This is a genomic window from Collinsella sp. TF06-26, assembly GCF_002232035.1.
Taxonomy (GTDB): domain Bacteria; phylum Actinomycetota; class Coriobacteriia; order Coriobacteriales; family Coriobacteriaceae; genus Collinsella.
Window position 1 is genome coordinate 21053 of the sequence record NZ_NKXR01000008.1, and the last position, 21016, is coordinate 42068.

The 21016-nt window shown below is 59.4% G+C and carries 24 protein-coding genes; 15 read left to right on the forward strand and 9 right to left on the reverse strand.

Annotated features, from left to right (window positions below):
- Positions 1-326 precede the first annotated feature (326 nt).
- From nrdG to folB, 4 genes are all read left to right on the forward strand, one after another.
- Positions 327-908, forward strand: a complete 582-nt coding sequence (gene nrdG / locus CHY22_RS05785) for an anaerobic ribonucleoside-triphosphate reductase activating protein (protein WP_089572967.1) — start codon at positions 327-329, stop codon at positions 906-908.
- Between the two features lie 66 nt (positions 909-974).
- Complete coding sequence (gene folE, locus CHY22_RS05790) at positions 975-1532, forward strand: GTP cyclohydrolase I FolE (protein WP_022094399.1); 558 nt, start codon at positions 975-977, stop codon at positions 1530-1532.
- A gap of 2 nt (positions 1533-1534) precedes the next feature.
- Entirely contained in the window at positions 1535-2116 is a 582-nt protein-coding gene (locus CHY22_RS05795) for an HD domain-containing protein (protein WP_199408778.1), read from the forward strand.
- Between the two features lie 43 nt (positions 2117-2159).
- On the forward strand, positions 2160-2645 hold the full coding sequence (gene folB, locus CHY22_RS05800) for a dihydroneopterin aldolase (RefSeq protein WP_055251396.1): 486 nt from the start codon (positions 2160-2162) through the stop codon (positions 2643-2645).
- A gap of 6 nt (positions 2646-2651) precedes the next feature.
- Here the strand turns inward: folB and CHY22_RS05805 are convergent, their stop codons facing one another.
- Together CHY22_RS05805 and CHY22_RS05810 are read right to left on the reverse strand one after the other, a co-directional pair.
- Complete coding sequence (locus CHY22_RS05805) at positions 2652-3428, reverse strand: SprT family zinc-dependent metalloprotease (protein WP_233502862.1); 777 nt, start codon at positions 3426-3428, stop codon at positions 2652-2654.
- A gap of 74 nt (positions 3429-3502) precedes the next feature.
- Positions 3503-4516, reverse strand: coding sequence for a membrane dipeptidase (locus tag CHY22_RS05810; protein ID WP_089572972.1), 1014 nt, complete (start codon positions 4514-4516; stop codon positions 3503-3505).
- Positions 4517-4636: 120 nt separating this feature from the next.
- Here CHY22_RS05810 and CHY22_RS05815 point away from each other — a divergent pair, with 120 nt between their 5' ends.
- The 3 genes from CHY22_RS05815 (at position 4637) to CHY22_RS05825 (ending at position 6527) form a co-directional block, all read left to right on the forward strand.
- Positions 4637-5065, forward strand: coding sequence for a peptidylprolyl isomerase (locus tag CHY22_RS05815; protein WP_035138874.1), 429 nt, complete (start codon positions 4637-4639; stop codon positions 5063-5065).
- A gap of 3 nt (positions 5066-5068) precedes the next feature.
- Complete coding sequence (locus CHY22_RS05820; RefSeq protein WP_089572974.1) at positions 5069-5647, forward strand: hypothetical protein; 579 nt, start codon at positions 5069-5071, stop codon at positions 5645-5647.
- A gap of 82 nt (positions 5648-5729) precedes the next feature.
- A complete protein-coding gene (locus tag CHY22_RS05825) occupies positions 5730-6527 on the forward strand; it encodes an HAD family hydrolase (RefSeq protein WP_089572976.1) in 798 nt (265 codons plus the stop codon).
- 15 nt (positions 6528-6542) lie between these two features.
- Here the strand turns inward: CHY22_RS05825 and CHY22_RS05830 are convergent, their stop codons facing one another.
- The 5 genes from CHY22_RS05830 to CHY22_RS05850 form a co-directional block, all read right to left on the reverse strand.
- Positions 6543-6923 carry a transcriptional repressor gene (locus CHY22_RS05830; protein ID WP_172677978.1) on the reverse strand — a complete coding sequence of 127 codons (381 nt, stop codon included), beginning with the start codon at positions 6921-6923 and terminating at the stop codon, positions 6543-6545.
- Between the two features lie 61 nt (positions 6924-6984).
- Positions 6985-7395, reverse strand: coding sequence for an acylphosphatase (locus tag CHY22_RS05835; RefSeq protein WP_089572979.1), 411 nt, complete (start codon positions 7393-7395; stop codon positions 6985-6987).
- Positions 7396-7397: 2 nt separating this feature from the next.
- The gene (locus CHY22_RS05840; RefSeq protein WP_089572981.1) at positions 7398-8504 is read right to left on the reverse strand and encodes a Gfo/Idh/MocA family oxidoreductase; all 1107 of its coding nucleotides are present in this window, start codon (positions 8502-8504) and stop codon (positions 7398-7400) included.
- Between the two features lie 73 nt (positions 8505-8577).
- On the reverse strand, positions 8578-9063 hold the full coding sequence (gene rnhA, locus CHY22_RS05845) for a ribonuclease HI (protein ID WP_089572983.1): 486 nt from the start codon (positions 9061-9063) through the stop codon (positions 8578-8580).
- Between the two features lie 99 nt (positions 9064-9162).
- Positions 9163-10065, reverse strand: a complete 903-nt coding sequence (locus tag CHY22_RS05850) for a LysR family transcriptional regulator (RefSeq protein WP_055251412.1) — start codon at positions 10063-10065, stop codon at positions 9163-9165.
- Positions 10066-10338: 273 nt separating this feature from the next.
- Here CHY22_RS05850 and CHY22_RS05855 point away from each other — a divergent pair, with 273 nt between their 5' ends.
- The 3 genes from CHY22_RS05855 (at position 10339) to CHY22_RS05865 (ending at position 13136) form a co-directional block, all read left to right on the forward strand.
- On the forward strand, positions 10339-11649 hold the full coding sequence (locus tag CHY22_RS05855) for an O-acetylhomoserine aminocarboxypropyltransferase/cysteine synthase family protein (RefSeq protein WP_089572985.1): 1311 nt from the start codon (positions 10339-10341) through the stop codon (positions 11647-11649).
- A 312-nt stretch (positions 11650-11961) separates the two neighbouring features.
- On the forward strand, positions 11962-12738 hold the full coding sequence (locus CHY22_RS05860) for a hypothetical protein (RefSeq protein ID WP_089572987.1): 777 nt from the start codon (positions 11962-11964) through the stop codon (positions 12736-12738).
- A 191-nt stretch (positions 12739-12929) separates the two neighbouring features.
- Positions 12930-13136: a hypothetical protein gene (locus CHY22_RS05865; protein ID WP_089572989.1), complete on the forward strand. Its 207-nt coding sequence runs from the start codon at positions 12930-12932 to the stop codon at positions 13134-13136.
- Positions 13137-13244: 108 nt separating this feature from the next.
- Here CHY22_RS05865 and CHY22_RS05870 read toward each other — a convergent pair whose 3' ends face one another.
- Positions 13245-14159, reverse strand: coding sequence for a 2-dehydropantoate 2-reductase (locus tag CHY22_RS05870; protein ID WP_233502863.1), 915 nt, complete (start codon positions 14157-14159; stop codon positions 13245-13247).
- 117 nt (positions 14160-14276) lie between these two features.
- Entirely contained in the window at positions 14277-15047 is a 771-nt protein-coding gene (locus tag CHY22_RS05875; protein ID WP_089572994.1) for a cyclase family protein, read from the reverse strand.
- A 163-nt stretch (positions 15048-15210) separates the two neighbouring features.
- Between CHY22_RS05875 and CHY22_RS05880 the strand changes: the two genes are divergently transcribed.
- The 5 genes from CHY22_RS05880 to CHY22_RS05900 all read left to right on the forward strand — a co-directional run bounded on the left by CHY22_RS05880 (position 15211) and on the right by CHY22_RS05900 (position 21009).
- On the forward strand, positions 15211-16401 hold the full coding sequence (locus CHY22_RS05880) for an aldo/keto reductase (RefSeq protein ID WP_089572996.1): 1191 nt from the start codon (positions 15211-15213) through the stop codon (positions 16399-16401).
- Between the two features lie 91 nt (positions 16402-16492).
- On the forward strand, positions 16493-17512 hold the full coding sequence (locus tag CHY22_RS05885; RefSeq protein WP_233502864.1) for a Gfo/Idh/MocA family oxidoreductase: 1020 nt from the start codon (positions 16493-16495) through the stop codon (positions 17510-17512).
- Positions 17513-17656: 144 nt separating this feature from the next.
- Positions 17657-18523 (forward strand): deoxyribonuclease IV, encoded by an 867-nt coding sequence (locus CHY22_RS05890; protein ID WP_089573000.1) that lies wholly within the window; start codon positions 17657-17659, stop codon positions 18521-18523.
- A 147-nt stretch (positions 18524-18670) separates the two neighbouring features.
- Positions 18671-19531, forward strand: a complete 861-nt coding sequence (locus CHY22_RS05895) for an ABC transporter substrate-binding protein (RefSeq protein WP_089573002.1) — start codon at positions 18671-18673, stop codon at positions 19529-19531.
- Positions 19532-19647: 116 nt separating this feature from the next.
- Complete coding sequence (locus CHY22_RS05900) at positions 19648-21009, forward strand: ABC transporter permease subunit (RefSeq protein ID WP_233502865.1); 1362 nt, start codon at positions 19648-19650, stop codon at positions 21007-21009.
- The last annotated feature ends 7 nt before the right edge of the window (positions 21010-21016 follow it).

Sequence of the window (21016 nt, forward strand, 5' to 3'; positions counted from 1 at the left end):
TGCGGAACTCATATCGAGCAAAGGTCCAGGCCCTCGCTACGGGGCAGCCGAGCTGACGTAGCTGAGATGCAGCACACAGCCTGCTCACTCCTCGAAGTTCTTAGCGGAAATGAGTTGACCTGCGACAACGGTCTGCTTGCGATAACGGTTGAGCTGCAGCATTGTTTTTATTGGACCTCGAACCCTATACTCGATGTTCGCTGAGTTCATTGAGTATCGCTCGCGAGGGGTCTGGAGTATATCGTCCCGCCCGCAGTTTCGCAGGCCGAAGGCCGAGAATGTTTGAGGACGGAATGATATACTCCAGACCCCCAGGAAGGTTACTTATGAACTACGCGAACATTAAGTATTTCGACATTGCTGATGGGGAAGGCGTTCGTACTTCTCTGTTTGTGAGCGGGTGCCGTCGTGGGTGCAAGAATTGCTTTAACTCTGTTGCGTGGGACTTTGCTGCGGGCGAGCCCTTTGATCGTGCCGTCGAGGACAAGATTATCGAGAGCCTCGATCATCCCTTTATTGACGGCCTGACGATTCTGGGCGGAGAGCCCATGGAACCCGAGAACCAGGCGGGGCTCGTTGAGTTTGTCGAGCGTGTTCGTGCCGCTTATCCTGCGGGGTCAGGAAAGACCATTTGGTGTTTTACCGGCGACGCGCTCGAGGAGCTTATGCCGGGTGGTCGTCACCATACTGAGGTGACGGACCGTATCCTTGCCTGCCTCGACATGTTGGTGGATGGCCCGTTTGTTCAGGATCTTTATGATATCTCGTTGCGCTTTAGGGGCTCGAGTAACCAGCGTGTGATCGATATGAACGCTACGCGCGACCGCGCTGTGCGTGAGGGCGTTGCGCTTTGCGACGCTGTGCAGCTTTGGCGGGACGATCCAGTCTATTCAACCCATACTATGTAGCTTGTGGTCGATGCCGGAGGGCGTGGTACCATAGCGCGAACGTGAAATCGGAAAAGTGAGGCCCAGATGGTCGATCAGGAAAAAGTCGAGGCCGCCATTAAGCTGTTGCTTGAGGGCATAGGCGAGGACCCAACTCGTGAGGGCCTGCTGGAGACCCCGGCGCGCGTTGCCCGTATGTATGGTGAGATCGCCGGCGGCATGGACCAGAGTGCTGAGGAGCACCTGTCCAAAACCTTTGCCGTCGCTTCGAACGATTTGGTTATCGAGCGCGACATCACGTTCTACTCGCTGTGCGAACATCATCTGCTGCCGTTTTATGGCAAGGCCGCCATTGGTTATATCCCTAACGGTCGGGTGGCTGGGCTTTCCAAGCTCGCCCGCACGGTTGAGGTTTATGCCCGTCGTCTTCAGCTGCAGGAGCAACTGTGTGCACAGGTTGCCGATGCCCTCATGGACTATCTCGCTCCCCAGGGAGCGATTGTGTTGATGGAGGCCGAGCATATGTGCATGACGATGCGTGGCGTGCAAAAGCCCGGCACCAAGACCGTGACGCTCGCTCGCCGTGGCGTCTTTGAGACCGATCCCGCGCTCGAGGAGCGTTTCTTTAGGATGCTGGGCCGCTAACCATGAGAGTCGTCAACGACTTTACATCGAAGACCGATGAGGGGACGTCGCGTCGCGGCTTTATGGCTTCGGGCCTGGCCCCCTTTGGTGCCATGCCTCGCATTGATTACATTTGTGCCAACGGGCTGTTCCGGCGGCACCTGGGCAACATTGCACGGTTGGAATCGGGGCGCATCTTCTGCCGCCACGGTATTGACCATCTGCTCGATGTCGCTCGCATTATGTGGATCAAGAATCTCGAGGAACAGCTCGAATTTGACCGCGAGGTCATCTACGCCACGGCACTTCTTCACGATATCGGCAAAGATGAACAGTATGAATCGGGTATATCCCATGATGTTGCAAGCGAACGCGTCGCTGATGCGATTCTCGGCGGCATGCCCGATGACGTGGCGTTTGAGCCGGCCGATGCCGCAGCCATTAAGACGGCCATTCTGGGCCATCGAAAGCTGCGCGTGAACAGCCAACCGCTTGAGCGTCTGCTCTATGCAGCCGACAAAGCGTCGCGTGCCTGCTTTGCATGCCCCGCGCGCAACGCTTGCAACTGGAGCGATGATAAAAAGAACCTGTCTATTCGCGTGTAGTTAGTTTGCGCGGTCGGGGTTCTAAACGAAGGAGACGATCGCGTTGAGTAACAAGAAACTGCCCGAGAATGCAACCAAGACCGAAGGCGCCGAGCTCGCCCGCCGTGGAAGGGGCGAAATATCCACCGCAACGGCGGTGCCTCACGTGAGCTATGACGATCTGCGCCATGCCGATCGCATTGTCATTGACGGTCTTGAGGTTTTTGCCAACCATGGCGTGTATCCCGAGGAGAACGCGCTGGGTCAGAAGTTCATCGTTTCTCTGGTGCTCTATGCCGACCTGCGCGCGGCGGGGGAGCACGATAACCTGGACGCTTCGATTGACTACGGCTCGGTGTGCCACGATGTCGATGGCTATCTGCGCGAGCATACGTTTAAGCTCATCGAGGCGGCAGCCGAGGGGACAGCCCAGATGCTGCTGCGCCGTTATCCCTCGCTGCTTGGTGTGCGCATAAAGCTCGATAAGCCGTGGGCTCCTGTTGGCCTGCCCCTGGCAAGCTGCGGCGTCGAGATCGAGCGCGTGCGCTAGTCGACGCTAGAGCTTGTTGAGGGGTGGCTGCTTGAGCCGCTGAGACAGTGCTCTATTGTTGGGACAGTACGTGTCGAGCAGGGCGTGAAAGCGCTGATTGTGGCTCGGCTCGAGCAGATGGACGAGCTCGTGGGCGACAACCATGTCGAGGCATTCGACAGGGTAGGCGGCGAGCTCGCGCGCGATGCGAATGGCGCCGGTTTTGGGTGTGCAGGAGCCCCAACGCGTTTTCATGCTGCGCACGGAGACGCGGGCCACGGTGACGCCCATTGCGATTTCGTACGCGTGCACGATGTCGCGTAGCGCTGCGGTGACCTCGGACGCGTAGAGCTGGTCGATGTGGGCTTGGAGCTCATCGGACGTTAGGCCGTCGAGGATTGCGTGCCGCTTGGCCTGTGGGCCTTCGTCCGATTCATCGGTACCCATAAAACTTGCGAAGGTGGCCTGTTTGGGTCGCGGTGCGGGTGATGCAAAGTTGTGATCGAGTGCATCCTGTACCGTGATGGGCTTGCCCCAAAGTGCAATGATGGACGAGGGGCTGAGCGGCTCTCGTGCCGTCGCCTGACGTTGCTCGCGCTGGGCAAGTCGGCTGATAATCCAGGCGCTGTTGCGCTTCACAAACGCTTCGATACGCTCGCGGCTGGCGCCGATCGGTGCGCTGGCGTGGACCTCGCCGCTCGATGTGACGCGTAGGTTGAAGTTCTTGACGCGCTTTTTGGTAACGACGACGGGGATGGTCGTCCCATCCGGTCGGGATGCGGAAATCGTAAACTGCTGCGTCAAAAGCGGTCCTTCAGATCGGGGACGGGCCGGCATGTCGACCGTTCGGCATGCCGGCCCGCTCAAGGGATGTGAAATTAATAACGCTCGAAGAAGGCAAGCGCGTTGTCGCTGCAGAGCTTTTGCATCACGGTCTTGCCAAAATGCTTGGAAAGCATGTTCTGGAACTCGGGCATCTTGCTGGCATCGGAGAGGAAAGCGGGCACCGTGGCGCCGTCCCAGTCGCCGCCGAGCGCGATGACGTCCTCGCCGCCCAGGTCGAGCCAGTGCTCGATATGCGCCGCCAGCTGGTCGAAGGTGACGTCTGCGGCGGTCTTGTCGGTTGCGTCGTTGGAAAGGAACTCGCTGCAGTAGTTGAGGCCGACGATGCCACCCATGTCGCGAATGGTGCGGAACTGGTCGTCGGTAAGGTTGCGTTTGGCGCCGCAAACCGCACGGGAGTTGGAGTGGCTGGCGACGAAGGGACGCGTGGCGCGGGCGGCGACCTCGTCAAAGCACTCATCGTTGAGGTGGGAGACGTCGAGCACCATGCCGGCGTGCTCCATCTGCGTAAGCGCCTCGATGCCGGCGGCGGTGAGGCCGGCGTGGGTGTCGTGGCCGCTCGCGAGCGGTCCCTGCGCGTTCCAGCTGAGTGACGACATAAGCACGCCCAGGCTCTTGAGCACCTCGATCAGCGCGGGGTCCTCGGCAAAGAACGTGGCGTTTTCGATGGTGTGGATGCAAGCGACCTTGCCGTCCTTGAGCGCGGGGCGAATGTCTGCGGCGCTGCGCACGTTGACCATACGGTCGTGGTTGAGCATTGCCTGGCCGCTCATATGCGCCATGATCTGCGCCTGGAAACGCGCGGCGTGGGCGGTGGGAATCTCGTCGGGGACAAACGTGGCGAAGCACTGTGCCCACGGCGTGTTGCCGATCTTTGCGAGCGAGATGGCACAGGCGTTACCCTCGATGAGGTCGAAATCTTGCGGATGCGTTTCGTCGCCGGGGAAATAACCGTCGGTGCCGGCGGTAAAGCGCAGGTCGAGATCGAGCGTGGCCCAGCCGATTCGGTCGGCAGTGTCGCAGTGTAGGTCAAATACGGGATATGCCATGGTTCCTCCGGTTGCAGCGTTTCTTTGCAAACTGTCATTGAATTGTATGACTAGGGTATAGTTAGCGCCATATGTTCACGGCGGCCCGCGTTGTGCGCCGTCCTTATCACGGAGGTTACCATGTCCAACCAGGGCAAGAAGGTCAAGACCCATTATCGCGGCACGCTCGATGACGGCACGCAGTTCGATAGCTCCTACGATCGCGGCGAGCCGCTGGAGTTCACCTGCGGCGCCGGTCAGATGATCAAGGGCTTCGACGCCGCTGTTGTCGACATGCAGGTGGGCGAGAAGAAGACCGTGCACATTCCTGCTGCCGATGCCTACGGCGAGCACAATCCCGAGATGGTTCTGACCTTCCCGGCCGAACAGGTTCCCAACATCGAGCAGATCGAGAAGGGCATGAAGCTTTTCCTGTCCACGCCGAGCGGTATGCCCGTTCCCGCCGTGGTCATCGACGTAACGCCCGAGGCTGTGACGCTCGACGCCAACCACGAGCTGGCCGGCAAGGACCTCAACTTTGATATCGAGCTCGTTGAGGTCGAGGGTTAGAGTATGCCTGAACGCTTGGTTTCGACGACATGCTTGGGAAATCTCAACGATCCGTCCTATGAACTCCTGCTTCGCCGGAAGTTGGGCGGCGTCTTTGAAGTTGACGAGCTACTGTTCGATTGGGACCGGGCTGATGTATGCGCGTTTGCGGGCGTGACGGAGCTGGGGCGCACGATCGATGTTCGGCTGGATGCTGCCGACGGCGGTCGTCTTGCCGATGGCGACGTGCTCGCCATCGACCGTTCGGGCATGGTGCCCGTGGCGGTTGTCGTGCGCCTGCGCAGCGCCGAGGTTTATTTGGTCGAAGTCGACCGCATGGATCCGATTGCGCTCGCGCATGCGTGCTGGGAGATCGGCAATATGCACGCGCCGCTTTTCCGAGGCGATTCGGACGAGCATACCGTGCGCATGTATACGCCGGTGCAGCCTGTTTTGGGCCGCATGCTCCGGGGCGTCGAGGGTGTTCGGCTCTCGGTGGTTACCCGTGAACTCGATGCGGACCGGCGCTTTGCATCGAGTGCGGCGGAGGCCGTCGTGAGCATGGCTCCCGACTTTACCATCGTAAAAAAGACGCGCGGCTAAGCGCGTATATACGCAAGGCGGGCTTTGAGGGGCGACCAATCAAGGTCCGTCTTGCTGTTGATAGGAGGCTTTGGGGAAGCATATGGGTCTTGAGGGAATCAAGCTGATTGCATGCGATTTGGACGGCACGTTGCTGCATCCGGGGGAGCGCGAGCCGCGTTCCGAGGCCTTTGAACTCATCGATGAACTGCATCGTCGCGGTATCGTGTTTATGCCGGCGAGCGGCCGTCAATATGCGAGCTTGCGCTACCTGTTTGCCCCGGTGGCCGATGAGCTCGCCTATGTATGCGAAAACGGAGCCCTGGTGATGAGCGAGGGGCGTGCCGTTGTCAAGCGCTCTATGGAGCGTGACCTGGCGATGGATATCGCGAATGCCGTGGTCGCCTACCCCCATGCCGACGTTACCCTTTCCTGCGAGGGGCACCTCTACACCATAAGCGGCAACGATGCGTTCGTCGACCATTTGCGCTATGAGGTCCACTGCGATGTGGCGGTGGTCGACCGCCCCGAGGACATCGACGAGGACGTCATTAAGATTGCCTTCCAGACGCCCGAGGTGGATCAGCCGGCGGCCCTGGAGTATTTCGAGTGCCTCTTTAGCGACCGTGTCGACGTGATGACGTCGGGAACCGAGTGGACGGACTTTATCGGCTTTGATTCGGGTAAGGGTTCCGCGCTTGCCGATTACGGTCGTGCCCTGGGAATTTCGCCCGATGAGATGATGGCGTTTGGCGATAACGAAAACGACCGCGACATGCTCAACGTAGTGGGCCATCCCTATCTAATGGAGAGCTGCAATCCCTCTATGCGTGGCATCAACGACCGCGTCCGTTACGTACGCACGGTCGAAGAGGAGCTGCGTCGTCTACTTGCTGAGTAGGCATGTCCCAAACATCTACCGGCAGTCGGGGCAGAGACCCTCGAAGATGGTGTAGTGCGACGTGACGTGCCAGCCGATTTGCTCGGACGCCTTGGCGTCGAGCTGGGCGTCGAAGGGGAGTGGCACGTCGATGACGCGGCTGCACGAGGTGCAGATGATATGTGCGTGCGGCTCGATGGTGCGATCGAAGCGGCTGCCGCCCGGCGTCTTGATGGAGAGGATCTCGCCGGCGTCGGCCAAGAGATTGAGATTGCGGTAGACCGTACCGCGGCTGATTTTGTCATCCTGCGCGCGCACGACGTTGTAGATTTCGTCGGCGGTGGGATGGTTATAGCTTTGGCGCACAGCGTCAAGAACCAGCTTTCGCTGCCTGGTATTCCTTCTTTGCACCGCCATGCGCCTCGCCTCTTTTCTATCAACGGTCGTAGGTAAATGATATCGTATTTAGCACACAATACTAATAACGAGGAATGAAACCGTCTTCATTGGCAAGTGGGGCTCGGGCCTGGGCGTCTACGAGGCGAAAACGCGTTCCCATGCGCTCGTAGGAGGCGTGAAGCGCCTCGAGATGAGATAGGATGTTTGCCGGAGCTCCCTGTATCTCCATCTCGACCGAGCCGTCTTCCATGTTACGCACCCAGCCGGTGAGTGCGCGTGCCTGCGCGAGGTTGGTGTTGGTAAAGCGAAAACCGACGCCCTGGACTTGCCCCGCCCAGCGCAGGAAATAACGCAGGGGAGTGTCTTGAGTGGCCTCGTCGCTTGCGAGCACAGTAAGCCTGCGGCGCAACTCGAGCTCAATGTTTGATGGTTTTTGAGGCTCTCGACTGCCGCCGGTGACGCTGGAGAAGAACGCATCGAAGAAGCCCATCGCTAGGCCTGCTTGCCTGCGTCGGACGGGAAGGTAATGCCGGCCTGCTGGCGCACGGCATCCATGATGCGCAATGAGACGAGCGTGACATCGCGGTAGTGGCCAAGTTCGTGACGTCCCGCCGGGGTCTCCCAAATCTCCTCCTTAACGTTATCGATGCCGCCGATGGCGGTGATAAAGTCTGTGAGTTCGTATTCCATAGTGTTGCTCGATTTGGGCAGGTCGAGCACGCGGCCGTTGTCGCCCTGTTCGCGCGGTGCCTCGGTCGCCGAGCCGCGTACGACATCGCCGCGATAGTCGATGCGGACATTGCGGGGCGCGGACAGATGGTCGATCTGGATAGTGCCACGCTCGCCTTCGATCTGCGAGGGCAGCAGGTCATTTGTTATTTTGGAGTGCGCGAGCTCGACGGAGATACGCCCTCCGCCGTAGCTGGCGAGAATGGAACCGCAACCGTCGATGGGACCATGGGTGAGCTCTTGCGTTGAGGGGTCGAGCAGCGTGGTCATGCTGGTGAGACCAGAGGGCATGCCGAAGATCTCGACCATGGGCTCGACGGCGTAGACGCCAATGTCCATGAGGGAACCCGATGCCATATTGCAGTCGAAGATATTGGTGGCGCGCCCCGCGAGAACCTCGTTGTAGCGCGAAGAATACTTGCCAAAGCGCAATGAGGCGCGGCGGATGGGGGCGATCTCGCCCAGGACGTCCTCGATGGCGTGGAAGGCGGGATCGTGGAGGGGACGCATGGCCTCGAGGGCCACGACACCTGCTGCCTCGGCAGCGCGGAAGACTTCCAGAGCCTGCGCTTCGGTGGCGCAGAAGGGCTTCTCGACGATGACGTGCTTGCCACCGGCGATGCAGGCAAGGGCCTGCTCGTAGTGGAGCGCATTGGGGCTGCCGATGTAGACGGCGTCGACGTCGGCGGCTGTCGCGAGCTCATCGAGTGAAGTAAAGTTTCGCTCGCCACCGCGCTCGGCGGTAAAGGCAGCACCGCGATTGGCATCGCGTGAAAGCGTGCCCACAAACGCGGCTTGGTCGTTGGCGTTGACGACTTGGATAAAGTCGTCAGTGATCATGGATGTGCCGATGGTCGCGATGCGCAGCATACGTCCCCCTTGCGTTGTTTGGTCTACAGGATGAGTGTAGCGCGTGGGGATATAAAGCTGCGCGAAAACGCTATTACAGGTCGCTCTCGTTAAAGCCGGCGTCGATATCGAGGTTGCTGCCGTCGGCCGCCGTGGTGGCGAGCTCATCGCAGCGCTCGTTGAGCTCGTGACCGGCGTGACCCTTAACCCAGATGAACTCAACCTTGTGCTTGCTTTTGGCGGTGAGTAGGCGCTCCCACAGGTCGCGGTTCTTGACGGGTTGCTTGTTGGCGGTTTTCCATCCGCGCTTTTTCCAGCCGTCGATCCAGTGCTTGTTAAAGGCGTTGACGACGTACTGCGAATCGGAATGGACTTCGACCTCGCAAGGGCGGTTGAGCGCCTCGAGCGCCACGATAACGGCCATGAGTTCCATGCGGTTGTTGGTGGTCTTGGCGTAGCCGCGCGAAAGCTCGGAGGTGAAGGTCTTGCCGGCGGGGTTGGTGTATTTGAGCACGGCGCCGTAGCCGCCGCGTCCCGGATTTGATCGGGCCGAGCCGTCGGTGTAGATGATGACCTTCACGGGCTTCCTTTCGTTGAGTGCATTTCATGTGAGTGACCATTGTAGCGCCATGCCCGCCGGGGGCCAGCAATCTACGATTTCTACCCCGTCTTCCGACTGTTAGTTGGCATGGATGATGCGGTTGAGCTCGTCGAGGTATTGCTGCAAGAGGAGAGAGGGCTTGCGCTCGTCGTGCATGATGTAGCCAACGTGCATCGTTGGGGCGTCTGCTAGCGGGATCGATGCCATGCCCCATTGCATTTCATTGGAGAGGACACCGGTCGACAGGGTGTAACCGTTCGACGTGATAAGTAAGTTAGTAAGTGTTCCGCGGTCCGAGATTCGTATGTTGCGGTCGCAAGGGATATAGCTAAAAGGTTCCTCGGCGTAATAGAAGGAGTTTGAGGTTCCCTGCTCAAAGCTGTAGCGCGTATAGGGCGTGAGGTCGGCAAGGGACAGCTGCGGGCGGCGTGCGAGCGGGTGGCGCTCGCTAACGAAGACGTGGACCGTCGCGTCGAATAGGGGATGGAAGCTTGCGCGGGCATCGGCGAAGGCCTTCTGCAGAACGCGGGCGTTAAAGTCATCCAGATACAGAATGCCGATATCGCTGCGAAACGCACGGACGTCATCGATGATCTGCGATGTGGTGGTCTCGCGCATGATGAACTCGAACTTGCTGTCGCGGCAGCGCTCGACCACGTTGACAAAGGCCTCGACCGAAAAGGCGTAGTGCTGGGCGGAAATGGCGAGGCGGGCTTGCGGGGTGCCGCCGTCCTCGTAGCGCGCCTCGAGCATGTCGGCCTGCTCTACGACCTGGCGCGCATAGCCCAAAAGCTCGGTGCCGTCGTTGGTGAGCGTGACGCCGCGGCTGGAGCGCGTAAAGATCTCCAGATGGAGCTCTTGTTCTAGGCTTTTGACGGCGTTTGAGATGTTGGACTGAGCGGTATAGAGGCGCTGAGCTGCGGCGTTGATTGAGCCGGACTCTGCCACGGCGATCAGAAAGCGAAGCTGCTGAAGGGTCATCGGTGCCCGTCCTTTCGATAGTTATCTATAAAACAGATAACAAGTTAGCGCTTATAAGTGATTGACCGAGGGAGACAATGCTCGTACTATTCAAAACACACAAAGGCGGTAGGTTATTAAGCCGACCACGGAATCGGGGCGCGAAAGGAGGCCCGCATATGAATTGCTTACCAAGACGAATGCCGGGCTCCTGTTTGCGCCCGTCGGCGTGATCAGGAGACAGCGACTTACTTCTCTCTTTTTACTTACTTTCGTTCGATCAAGGAGATCATCATGAGCCGGTTCATCAACAACCCCGAGCACACCTTTGGTTTCGATACCCTGCAGCTGCACGTTGGCCAGGAGAGCGCCGATCCCGCATCCGACTCCCGTGCCGTGCCTATCTACCAGACCACGAGCTATGTGTTCCGCAACTCCCAGCACGCCGCCGACCGCTTTGGTCTTGCCGACGCCGGTAACATCTACGGCCGTCTGACCAACTCCACCCAGGGCGTCTTTGAGGACCGTATCGCCGCGCTCGAGGGTGGCGTGGCCGGTCTTGCCGTCGCCTCCGGTGCCGCTGCCATCACCTATACCCTGCAGGCTCTTGCCCAGGCTGGTGACCACGTGGTGGCTCAGAAGACCATCTACGGTGGCTCCTACAACCTGCTCGAGCATACGCTCTCCCAGTTTGGCGTCGAGACCACCTTTGTCGATGCTCATAACCTGGAAGAGGTTGAGGGTGCCATCAAGGACAACACCACGGTCATCTATCTCGAGACGCTCGGCAACCCCAACTCTGACATCCCCAACATCGACGCCATCTCCGAGATCGCCAAGAAGCACGGTCTGCCGGTTGTCGTCGACAACACCTTCGGCACCCCGTATCTGTTCCGTCCGCTGGAGCATGGCGCCAACATCGTTGTCCACTCCGCAACCAAGTTCATCGGCGGCCACGGCACCTCGCTGGGCGGTGTGATCGTCGATGGCGGCAACTTCGACTGGAAGGCGAGCGGCAAGTATGCGCAGATCGCCGAGCCCAACCCCTCCTACCATGGCGTCTCGTTTGCCGAGGCTGCCGGTCCCGCCGCCTTCGCGACCTATGTCCGCGCTATCCTGCTGCGTGACGAGGGCGCCTGCATCAGCCCGTTCAACGCCTGGGTCCTGCTCCAGGGCACCGAGACTCTGTCGCTGCGCGTCGACCGTCATGTCGAGAACACCAAGAAGGTCGTTGAGTTCCTGGCTGGTGACAGCCACGTCGCCAAGGTGAACCACCCGAGCCTGCCTGAGCACCCCGATCACGAGCTCTATCAGAAGTACTTCCCCAACGGCGGCGCTTCGATCTTCACCTTTGAGATTAAGGGTGGCCAGGAGGCAGCTTGGAAGTTCATCGATCATCTGCAGGTGTTCTCGCTGCTCGCCAACGTGGCCGACGTCAAGTCGCTCGTCGTGCACCCGGCTACCACCACGCACTCCCAGCTCTCTGCCGAGGAGCTCGCCGAGCAGAACATCACGCCCTCCACGATCCGTCTTTCCATCGGTACCGAGAACGCCGAGGACATCATTTGGGATCTGAAGCAGGCCTTCGCCGCGCTGGACGAGTAAGGCGACTTGTGCAAGGACCCCTTGCGACTCGATAGGTATAACTGCATAAAATGCCTGCTCAAGGCGCCTGCGCAAGCAATGGTTGCGCAGGCGCCTTTTTTGCATAGGAAGGGCGCTATTACAGGGTTTTTGGCATGCTTTATGCATTCGAGTTGTGGAAAACTCCTGTTGAGAGGATGTGAGTTTTACGCAATTGACGTGCGCCTTTTGAGTAAAACCGCAGGTCGCGATTTGCTCGAGGTACTATGCAGCGCGATCGAATCACACGCAGCTCAAACGCAGCAAAAACGCACTACGGAGGTTTCCAGCTACATGAGGATCGATTCACGAAAACCGAAAGCCGCTGCCCTTTCCGCCGCTCTGACCGTGGCACTTTTGGCGGGCGCCGGTGCAACTGATGCCCACGCCGCAACACTGTCCGATACGGTTGGATCTACGCCGTCCGAGGCGACGCTGGTACAGCCCGTTGATTATCGCGGCGATGGTTATGGTTCCATGCAGGAGTGGAACGCCTCGATGGAGGCCAAGCGCGATTCCCTTGAGATGCGCGCTCAGATCATTATGAATATGTATGGCGACTATGCTACCGATGACGAGCGCGCTGTGCTGCAGGGTTGTATCGACGGTGCGGGTAGTCTGTTGACGATGGGGGAGGTCGACGCGAAGTCGACCGAGCTCGATGAGCTGCGCACTGCGCTTGAGAATGCCAAGCGCGAAGCGCTCGAGGCCGCTGCCGCCGAGGCGGAGGCTGCCGAGGCCGCCCAGGCTTCGTATTACAACGCCGGCTCCGGCTCGTCTTACACGTCTGCTGCGTATTACGCGAACGGCTCGGGTCTGACGCGCTCGAGCGGCGTCAATAACTATAACGGCCGCCGCGAGACTTATTACAGCAGCAACGTGTTGTATCACCACCGCACGGGCGAATGGACGCAGGATTCTGAGGGCTTCTGGCGCGATTCCGACGGCTATTACGTTGTTGCCGCGGGCGATATGGCCCAGGGCTCGACCTTTACGGGCTCCAAGGGTGATTGCAAGGTCTATGACTCCGGCTGCGCCGCCGGAACCACCGACTACTACACCGGTTGGTAATCTGCCATCAGAGCAAAATAGGCACATGATGGGCGGGCGTCTTTACTGAGCTTTTAGGCAACGTAAAGCCGCCCTTTCTTTATGTGCGTTTGAGTTAACAGAGCCCTTACCGTGGCGGTACGCTGGGCGTATGCATGCGGGGCACACTGGTTCATGAGAAATAAGGTCTTTCTCGTGGAGGAAGTGGTCTCATGAACGCTCGAGATATCGCTATCGCCGCCGTCGCATTGGTACTTGGCTGTCTTGGCCCTACAGCTGCGTTTGTCGCAGGCATGCAGGGCTCGTGCGGGGCTGCTCCTATTGTGGTCGGCGCGCTCATCGCATCAGCGCTGCTGGGAAGTGCGGGCGTGACCCTTTGCCGCGATGACGAGGACGAGACGCCGCAGGTGCGGCGCTAGCCGTTGTGAAGCTGGTTTTGCCCATAGATGAAGAAGGAAGCCGCCGCAAGGGGAGTGCCCTTTGCGGCGGTTTTTGATATTGAGACTGTTGGATGCGGTGCGGCGGCGTTACCAGCTTGCCTCGATATCACGGATGCGCCGATAGAGCCATTCGTTCTGCGGCGCCTGGATATCGTGCTTGGCCGCGAGGCGGCGGACGGTGCCCGCGAACTCCTCGACCTCTGTTTTGCGCTGCGCGACGCGGTCCTGCGCCATCGAGGGCATGCCGGCGGTGCCGAGCCCCTCGATGAGATGCACCATTTGCGTTAGGTCTGCCTCGGTGAGCTCGATACCCTCGGCGTTGGCGACTGCAAGCGTCTCGCGCATGGCGGAGACAAAGCGACGACGCTGCTCGGAGCCCTGTTCCGTGGCGCTTCCGTACGTACCGCCGTAGGCCATGCAGGTCTGGTTGATGCCGTCGTTGAGCATAAGCTTGGCCCACATGCGGTGCGCGATGTCTGCCTCGACGGTGTGTGCGATGCCGCAGCGCGTGTAGAGCCCGTCGATGGCGGCGACGGTCGCGGGGTCGGTGCCGGCGGCCGCACCAAAGCGGATCTCGCCCGCATTGGTAAAGGTGAGCGCGCCGTTGAGAAACACGGCGTCCATGCCTTGGCATATTCCGAGGACGGTGTGCTCCCAGCCAAAGCGCTCGGCAATCTTCTGCTCGCTCGTGATGCCGTTGCACAGCGACGCGATCAGCGTGTCGGGTCCCACGACGCTTTCCAGGGTTTTGAGCGCCACATCGAGCCCGGTTGTCTTGACCGTGAGGATGACCAGGTCGACGGGCGTCGCCTCGCTCGCGCGGACGGACTTGAGCGCGCAGGGCTTGCCGTTGACGGTGAGCGCATCACCCGCGTGGCGCTCAAAGCGCGCGTCGTCCATAACGTATTCGGCGGCGTCGTTGCCGAGCGCTTGGGCGATCATGCTGCCGTAGAGCAGGCCCACGCCGCCCTTGCCGATGAAGGCGACCTTGTTGATCTGCATGTGAATCATCTCCCCATAAAAGGGCGCCCGCGTATGGGGCGCCTGATGGATTGTATGCCGCCGGGCCATGTCGCGTGCACCGGATGGCCGTATTTAGAAGAACAAACGCATGGGAACTTATGACGCGGGGCAGACCGCAAAGACACGTGCGGGATATCCGACGCCATCACGCACCTTGGGGAAGGTGCAGAAGATGACGGCGCCCGTGGCGGGAAGCTCGTCTAGATGGTCCATGACCTCGATCTGATAGCGATCGACCGAGAGGATGTACTGTTCGCCGGGGTAGGGGTAGGCGTCCTCACGCGTGGTCACGCTCGCCGGGTCGGTGTCAGCCGGCTCGTGGCCGATGGCGCCGATGTCGCGCTCTTCAACGAGCCACTTGATGGCGTCGAGGTCCCAGCCGGGGTAGTGGGGCTGGCCGTCCTCGTCCTTGTTCTCGAGGTCGGCGAGCTTGGACCAGTCGGAGCGGAAGGCGACGAAAGCGTCCTCGGGAATGCGACCGTGCTCATCCTCCCAAGCTTTGAGGTCCTCGATGGTCAGGATAAAGTCGGGATTCGCGGCGCACTCCTCGTGCTTGTCGATCACGCAGAGCGGATGCATAAACTCGATGGGTTCAATCTCTCCAAGGGAACGGCCGTCAACATGGAAGTGGCGCGGTGCGTCGACATGCGTGCCGTACTGCGAGGCGACCGAATACTGGAAGCAACGCATGGGGGCGAGCATGTCCTCGGGCGTGCCGGGCAGGTAGTCGAAGAGCTTGGTGGACTCAAACGGCTTAAAGCCAAACCAGTGCGGGGTGTCGCATGAGAGCGTGTGGGTGAGGTCGACCCAGCGATAATCGTTGCTTTTGAGCTGGGAGGCGAGGTTCCAAAGGTCGAGCGCGGGCATGGGCGGCTCCTTTCATCGGGCTTTTTGCTGATGTTAAAGCGGTGCCGTGACAGCTCGATTTCTGCTGCGTTACGATACGTTCTCGATTGCGATTCCACGATGTTTCGGCCGCGTGACCATTGTGTTTCGCCTTGCCGGGGCGCTGATGGCGAAAGGAGGGGCCGTGCAATATCGCGTTGACCCCAAAAGTGGTAACCGAATATCCGCTCTGGGTCTGGGCTGCATGAGATTTCCCGGTGCGCCGGGACACCCCGATGCGAAGACAGCCGATGCCATCATTTCCCGTGCGGTGGAGCAGGGGATTAATTATCTGGATACCGCGTATCTCTATCCCGGTAACGAGGTGTGCGTGGGCGCCTCACTTGAGCGCCTGGGTCTGCGCGACCGCGTGTTGCTCGCGACTAAGTTGCCGCACGCTTCGTGCAAGTGCGCGGAGGATTTCGACCGGTTCTTCGACGAGCAACTGCGCCGCCTGCGGACCGACCATATCGACTATTACCTTATGCACAACATCACTTCGCCCGCCCAGTGGGAGCGCGTGGTGGCGTTGGGCATCGAAGACTGGATTGCGCACCAAAAGGCTGCGGGGCGTATTCGCCAGATAGGTTTTTCGTATCACGGCAGTGCGGCGGACTTCCTGACGATGCTCGACGCGTATGACTGGGATTTTTGCCAGATCCAGTACAACTACGCTGGAGAGCGCTACCAAGCGGGAACGGCGGGACTTATAGCAGCCGCCGAGTGCGGGCTCGCGGTGTTTGTGATGGAACCGCTTTTGGGCGGACGCCTGGCGGGCAAGCTGCCTCCGCGGGCCCGCGCCGTGCTCGATGACGTACGCGATCCGTACCTGAAGACGCCGGCTGCTTGGGGCCTTTCGTGGGTGTGGAACCATCCTCAAGTCACGATGCTGCTTTCGGGCATGACCGATACCGCGCAGGTGGACGAGAACGCGGTGCTGGCCGATCGGGCCCTGCCGGATTCGATGACAGCCGCTCAGCTCGATACCATCGCACGCGTGCTGGCGGAGTTTGAAAAATCGAATCGCGTGCCCTGCACGGGATGCGGCTACTGCATGCCATGTCCCAAGGGTATTAACATTCCCGGCTGCTTTGCCGCTTACAACGCGAGCTATGCGCACAGCTGGTTTACGGGGCTGTCGCAATACTTTACGGCGAGCGCGGTGCGCACGAGCGAGCCCAAGCTCGTGAGCAATTGCGTCAAGTGTGGCAAATGTGCGCGTCACTGCCCGCAACACATCGATATCCCCGAGCGTCTCGACGACGCGCGCCGACGTTTCCAGCCTGGCCCCGTAACGGCCGCGCTTAAAGTCTTCAGCAAAACTCGCTCCTCATGACCCTTTTATATCTTGTGATGGAATAGTTCCTGTTTGCGGCAGAATAGGGCGATAGCAGGAACTATTTCGTCGCAACTGAAGGGGGGCTGTCGTGGGCCATCGGGATTCATGTGATGATTTGCGTGAGGTTCGTTGGGGCGTTTTGGGCGCTGGGCACATTTCGCATCGATTTGCATCGTCGCTCAAGAAGGTCGACGAGGCACGGCTGGTGGCTGCGGCCGGCCGCACTCCTGCACATGTCGAGGAATTTTGTCGAGCGTTTTCGATTGATGCCGCGCACAGTTATGCCACGGCTGACGATAGCGACGATGCGGCTTATGATGCGTTGATTGCCGATCCCGATGTCGATGCAATCTACTTGGCTATTCCGCATGGCATGCATGCGCATTGGGCTTGTCGGGCACTGCGCGCGGGAAAGGCCGTGCTGTGCGAAAAGCCGGCCGTTTTGAATGAAGAAGGGGCCCATGCGATCGCCTCTGTTTCCCGTGAGTGCGGTGTGCCGTTTATGGAGGCGATGAAAAATCGGTTTTGTCCGATGCATACTCGCGTGAAGGGTTTGCTTGCGTCGGGCGAGCTCGGCTGTATCGTCTCGATCGAAAGCGTGCAAAAACTCGATTATGGTGAGTCCCCTTCGAGTTATCTGCTCGATCCGTTGCAGGGTGGCTGTCTATATGACATGGGCTGCTATGCGGTCGGGTGGTTTGAGGATCTGCTTGCGGGTGCGTGCGATGTTTCGTCTCGTGAAGTTCGCTGGCGTGACGTATTAGGCGGCCGCGTGGATTGGGCCGATGAGATCCATATGAGTGTCGGCGGTATACCCATTCATATGGTGTGCGACGGCAAAGCAGCATATGAAAGCCGCTTAATGATTGCCTACGAACGGGGTTCGGTGGAAATCGAGCGCCTCCATCGCCCCGAGCTCGCCCATGTGAAGTACTCCGACGGACGAATGCTCGAAATTAATGCCCCGTTTGATGTCGATGATTTCTACGGCGAAATTCAGCATGCGACGCAGCTCGTCCAGACGGGAGAGCTTGAAAGCCCCGTTATGCCTCTTGCCGCCACGCAGCGCTGCGCGCAGATAATCGATGCGATTCGCTTGACGCTCTAGGCTGCGGTGCTGGTGCTCAAGGGGGCTCGGCGGACCTTGCCCCTGATGCCCCTTTTATATCTTGCGGTGGAATACGGTCTGTTTGCGCCAAAATAAGGCACCAATAGACCGTATTTCACCGCAACTGATGAGGGGGAGTTGGAGATGCTGACGATCGGGTGTCATCTTTCGACGACGAAGGGCTATCGGGCGATGGGGGAGACGGCGTTGTCCATTGGCGCCAATACCTTTGCGTTCTTTACGCGCAACCCGCGCGGTGGCAAGGCAAAAGACTTTGACATGGATGACGTGGCGGCTCTGCGCGAGCTTATGGCACAAAACGACTTTGGACCGCTGGTGGCGCATGCCCCGTATACCTATAACCCCTGCTCGGCCAAAGAGCGGGCGCGCGAGTTTGCCCTGGAGGCCATGGCAGAGGACCTGCGGCGCATGGAAGCGCTGCCCGGCAACTACTACAATTTTCACCCCGGTGCGCATGTGGGACAGGGGGCGGACGCCGGCATTCAGATGATTGTCGACACACTGTGCCAGGTGATGTTTGAGGGGCAGCAGACGACGGTATTGCTCGAGACCATGGCAGGCAAGGGCACCGAGGTGGGCCGTAGCTTTGAAGAGCTGGCGTGCATTATCGAGGGCGTTGCCGCCAAGTGCCCAGAGCTGTCCGATAAGCTGGGCGTTTGTTTGGACACCTGCCATGTGAACGATGCCGGCTACGACATCATCCATGATCTGGACGGCGTACTCGACGAGTTCGATCGCGTGGTGGGTATCGATCGCTTGCATGCTGTACACATCAACGATTCGAAGAACCCTTGTGGCGCCCATAAAGATCGTCACGAGTGCATCGGCAAGGGATACCTTGGCAGCGAGGAATTTGGTGGCGGTATGCAGGTTATGCAGAATATTGTATCGAATGGCCGTTTGCGTTCACTGCCGTTTATTTTGGAGACTCCGAACGAACTTGCAGGTTATGCAGCTGAAATTAGACTATTAAGGTCATTGCAGCAGTAATGACTGTCATAAAGTAGAGTATTCCATTCACGTTATGGGTTTGTTTCAATCAGTTTTCTCATTGCAGATTCGTAATTCCGGGTGCATAATAGCCAACAGTTTTTGCAGACCTCTGAATCAAACGAGGTCACCGGAAGGAGACTGATTATGAAGCTCAAGAAGCTTGGCGCATTTGCCGCCACGGGTGCCATGGCGCTCGCCCTTGCTCTGACGGGCTGCGGCTCGTCCAACGCCACCTCTGGTTCTGATGCCGGTTCCAGCAGCTCTGACGACGCTAAGGTCGAGAAGGTCGACGGCTCCAAGGAGTACGCACTCGTCAAGGACGGCACGCTGACCGTCGGCACCTCTGCCGAGTACGCCCCGTTTGAGTACAAGGACGACAACGGCGATTATCAGGGCTTTGACCTTGAGCTTATCAAGGCTATCGGTGACAAGCTGGGCCTGGATGTCGAGTACGTCAACAACGACTTTGACACGCTCGTCCCCGGCGTTGCTTCGGGCGCCAAGTACGACGTCGCCATCGCGGCTATCACCGACACGCCCGAGCGTGAGAAGGAAGTCGCGTTCTCCGACTCTTACTACATGGACGATCAGGCTATCGTGACCAAGGTCGATAACACCGACATCACGGCCGACAACTACAGCGAGAAGCTCAACAACGCCGACGCCACGATCATCGTCCAGTCTGGCTCGACTGCCGAGGCCTTTGCCCAGGAGAACTTCCCCAAGGCAAAGATCGTCCCCTACAAGGACGCTACCGAGTGCTTCAGCGCCCTGCAGTCCGATAAGGGCGACGCCGTGGTCACCAACCGCTCCGTCGCCAGCCAGCTGACCGCCGAGCAGTTCAACACCTGCCAGACCATCAAGCAGATCAGCACCGGCGAGGAGTACGCCATCGCCATCAACCAGGGCAACACTAAGCTCAAGGACGACATCAACCAGGCTATCAAGGACCTGACCGATGACGGTACCGTTGACGCCCTTATGGCTAAGTACAACATCAAGTAAAATAGCTACTTGATTGCACGCGGGCCCTTTCCGTTTTGGCGGAGAGGGCCTTTGCGTTTCTTGAATGGGCGTCATCCCGCCCCGTTATGTCGGCAACTTAAACGTTAGGAGCCACCTTGTCTCGATTGAACCAAGGAGCCATGGGCAAGAGCCATCCACTGCCCTCGATGCTTCAAAAGCTGGCCTGTGCCCTGGCTGTGGTGCTCGCCCTGGTATGCGCGGGGGCCTGCGTGCCCTCGACTGCTCAGGCACTTGAGACCGCAAAGATCACCGCCCGACCCAATACCGGTTCGGGTAGCGACGTAGTCGGTGGCACCGAGACTCGTATCACCTGGGAGGTCCAGGCCAATGCCGACGAGGAACTGAGCGGTCTTTCGCTGACGTTTGCCGATGGCACGACCTTTGGTGCGGACGACACGCGTCTGACGATGCTCTCGGGCGATGACCTTATGGACCGTACGCCCATGAAGCCTACGTGCAAGGTCGACGGCCAGACGCTCAAGATCGATTTTGGCGAGACGGCTCCGGCCGGCGGCTATTTCCGCGTCGAGGTCTACGGCGTGACCTTCCCCGTCGAGGGCGGCGACGAGGCCTTTAGCGGCACCTACACTTTGGCCGATGGTTCGACCAAGAAGATCTCCAAGATTCCGTCGGTGGAGATCAAGGACGTGACGGCATTCGATAACTTCCTGGCCGACCTTAAGGAGCAGCCGTGGGTCGAGGCATGGAACTCCAACATGTTCCTTCGCCTGTTCCTGAACCCGGTCATTTTGGTCCAGAGCCTGCCGATCGTCTTCAAAGGCTTCCTCATGTCGCTCTCGATCGTGCTCGTGGCGTTTCCGCTGGCAATTCCCTTCGGTTTCGCCCTGTCGCTCATGCGCATCTCCAAGTCGCGCATCCTGCGTTGCCTTGCCGGTATCTATGTGAATATCATTCGCGGTACGCCGGCGTTCCTGCAGATCTACATCGCGTTCTTTGGCCTGCCGCTGGCCGGCGTCAAGGTTGACGACTATGTGCTGGGCGTCATCGTCATGGCCATGAACTCGTCCGCCTACCTGTGCGAGATCTTCCGTGCCGGTATTCAGTCGATCCCCAAGGGCCAGAACGAGGCTGCGCGCTCGCTGGGCATGAACGCCTTCCAGACACTGCTCTACGTTATGATTCCGCAGACGTTCCGCAATGTCCTGCCAACGTTGACCAGTGAGTTCATCCTGCTTTACAAGGATACGTCGCTGCTCGCGGCCGTGGGCGTGGTCGAGATCGTCATGAACGCCCGCACCATCGTGGCCACGACGGGCTCTATTACACCGTACGTGGTTGCCGCCCTGTTCTATCTGGTCATCACCCTGCCGCTCGCTCGCTTGGTGAGCGGCCTTGAGGCGAGGCTTTTGGGCACGGCCGAAACTAAGAAGAAGCGTCCCGCCAAGAGCGCCGGACAGGTCGTCGCGACGCCCGCCGATCACATCGCCGGTCTGTAAGGAGGTC

What these genes read in the sequence shown, in the direction of transcription:
- CHY22_RS05860 (WP_089572987.1), top strand. Translation starts at nt 11,962, where the DNA reads ATGAGGATCGATTCACGAAAACCGAAAGCCGCTGCCCTTTCCGCCGCT.
- CHY22_RS05865 (WP_089572989.1), top strand. Translation starts at nt 12,930, where the DNA reads ATGAACGCTCGAGATATCGCTATCGCCGCCGTCGCATTGGTACTTGGC.
- CHY22_RS05840 (WP_089572981.1), bottom strand. Translation starts at nt 8,504, where the DNA reads ATGCTGCGCATCGCGACCATCGGCACATCCATGATCACTGACGACTTT.
- CHY22_RS05835 (WP_089572979.1), bottom strand. Translation starts at nt 7,395, where the DNA reads ATGGGCTTCTTCGATGCGTTCTTCTCCAGCGTCACCGGCGGCAGTCGA.
- CHY22_RS05870 (WP_233502863.1), bottom strand. Translation starts at nt 14,159, where the DNA reads ATGCAGATCAACAAGGTCGCCTTCATCGGCAAGGGCGGCGTGGGCCTG.
- CHY22_RS05815 (WP_035138874.1), top strand. Translation starts at nt 4,637, where the DNA reads ATGTCCAACCAGGGCAAGAAGGTCAAGACCCATTATCGCGGCACGCTC.
- CHY22_RS05850 (WP_055251412.1), bottom strand. Translation starts at nt 10,065, where the DNA reads ATGACCCTTCAGCAGCTTCGCTTTCTGATCGCCGTGGCAGAGTCCGGC.
- CHY22_RS05810 (WP_089572972.1), bottom strand. Translation starts at nt 4,516, where the DNA reads ATGGCATATCCCGTATTTGACCTACACTGCGACACTGCCGACCGAATC.
- CHY22_RS05825 (WP_089572976.1), top strand. Translation starts at nt 5,730, where the DNA reads ATGGGTCTTGAGGGAATCAAGCTGATTGCATGCGATTTGGACGGCACG.
- CHY22_RS05820 (WP_089572974.1), top strand. Translation starts at nt 5,069, where the DNA reads ATGCCTGAACGCTTGGTTTCGACGACATGCTTGGGAAATCTCAACGAT.
- CHY22_RS05830 (WP_172677978.1), bottom strand. Translation starts at nt 6,923, where the DNA reads ATGGCGGTGCAAAGAAGGAATACCAGGCAGCGAAAGCTGGTTCTTGAC.
- CHY22_RS05875 (WP_089572994.1), bottom strand. Translation starts at nt 15,047, where the DNA reads ATGCCCGCGCTCGACCTTTGGAACCTCGCCTCCCAGCTCAAAAGCAAC.
- folE (WP_022094399.1), top strand. Translation starts at nt 975, where the DNA reads ATGGTCGATCAGGAAAAAGTCGAGGCCGCCATTAAGCTGTTGCTTGAG.
- CHY22_RS05795 (WP_199408778.1), top strand. Translation starts at nt 1,535, where the DNA reads ATGAGAGTCGTCAACGACTTTACATCGAAGACCGATGAGGGGACGTCG.
- CHY22_RS05855 (WP_089572985.1), top strand. Translation starts at nt 10,339, where the DNA reads ATGAGCCGGTTCATCAACAACCCCGAGCACACCTTTGGTTTCGATACC.
- nrdG (WP_089572967.1), top strand. Translation starts at nt 327, where the DNA reads ATGAACTACGCGAACATTAAGTATTTCGACATTGCTGATGGGGAAGGC.
- CHY22_RS05890 (WP_089573000.1), top strand. Translation starts at nt 17,657, where the DNA reads ATGCTGACGATCGGGTGTCATCTTTCGACGACGAAGGGCTATCGGGCG.
- CHY22_RS05895 (WP_089573002.1), top strand. Translation starts at nt 18,671, where the DNA reads ATGAAGCTCAAGAAGCTTGGCGCATTTGCCGCCACGGGTGCCATGGCG.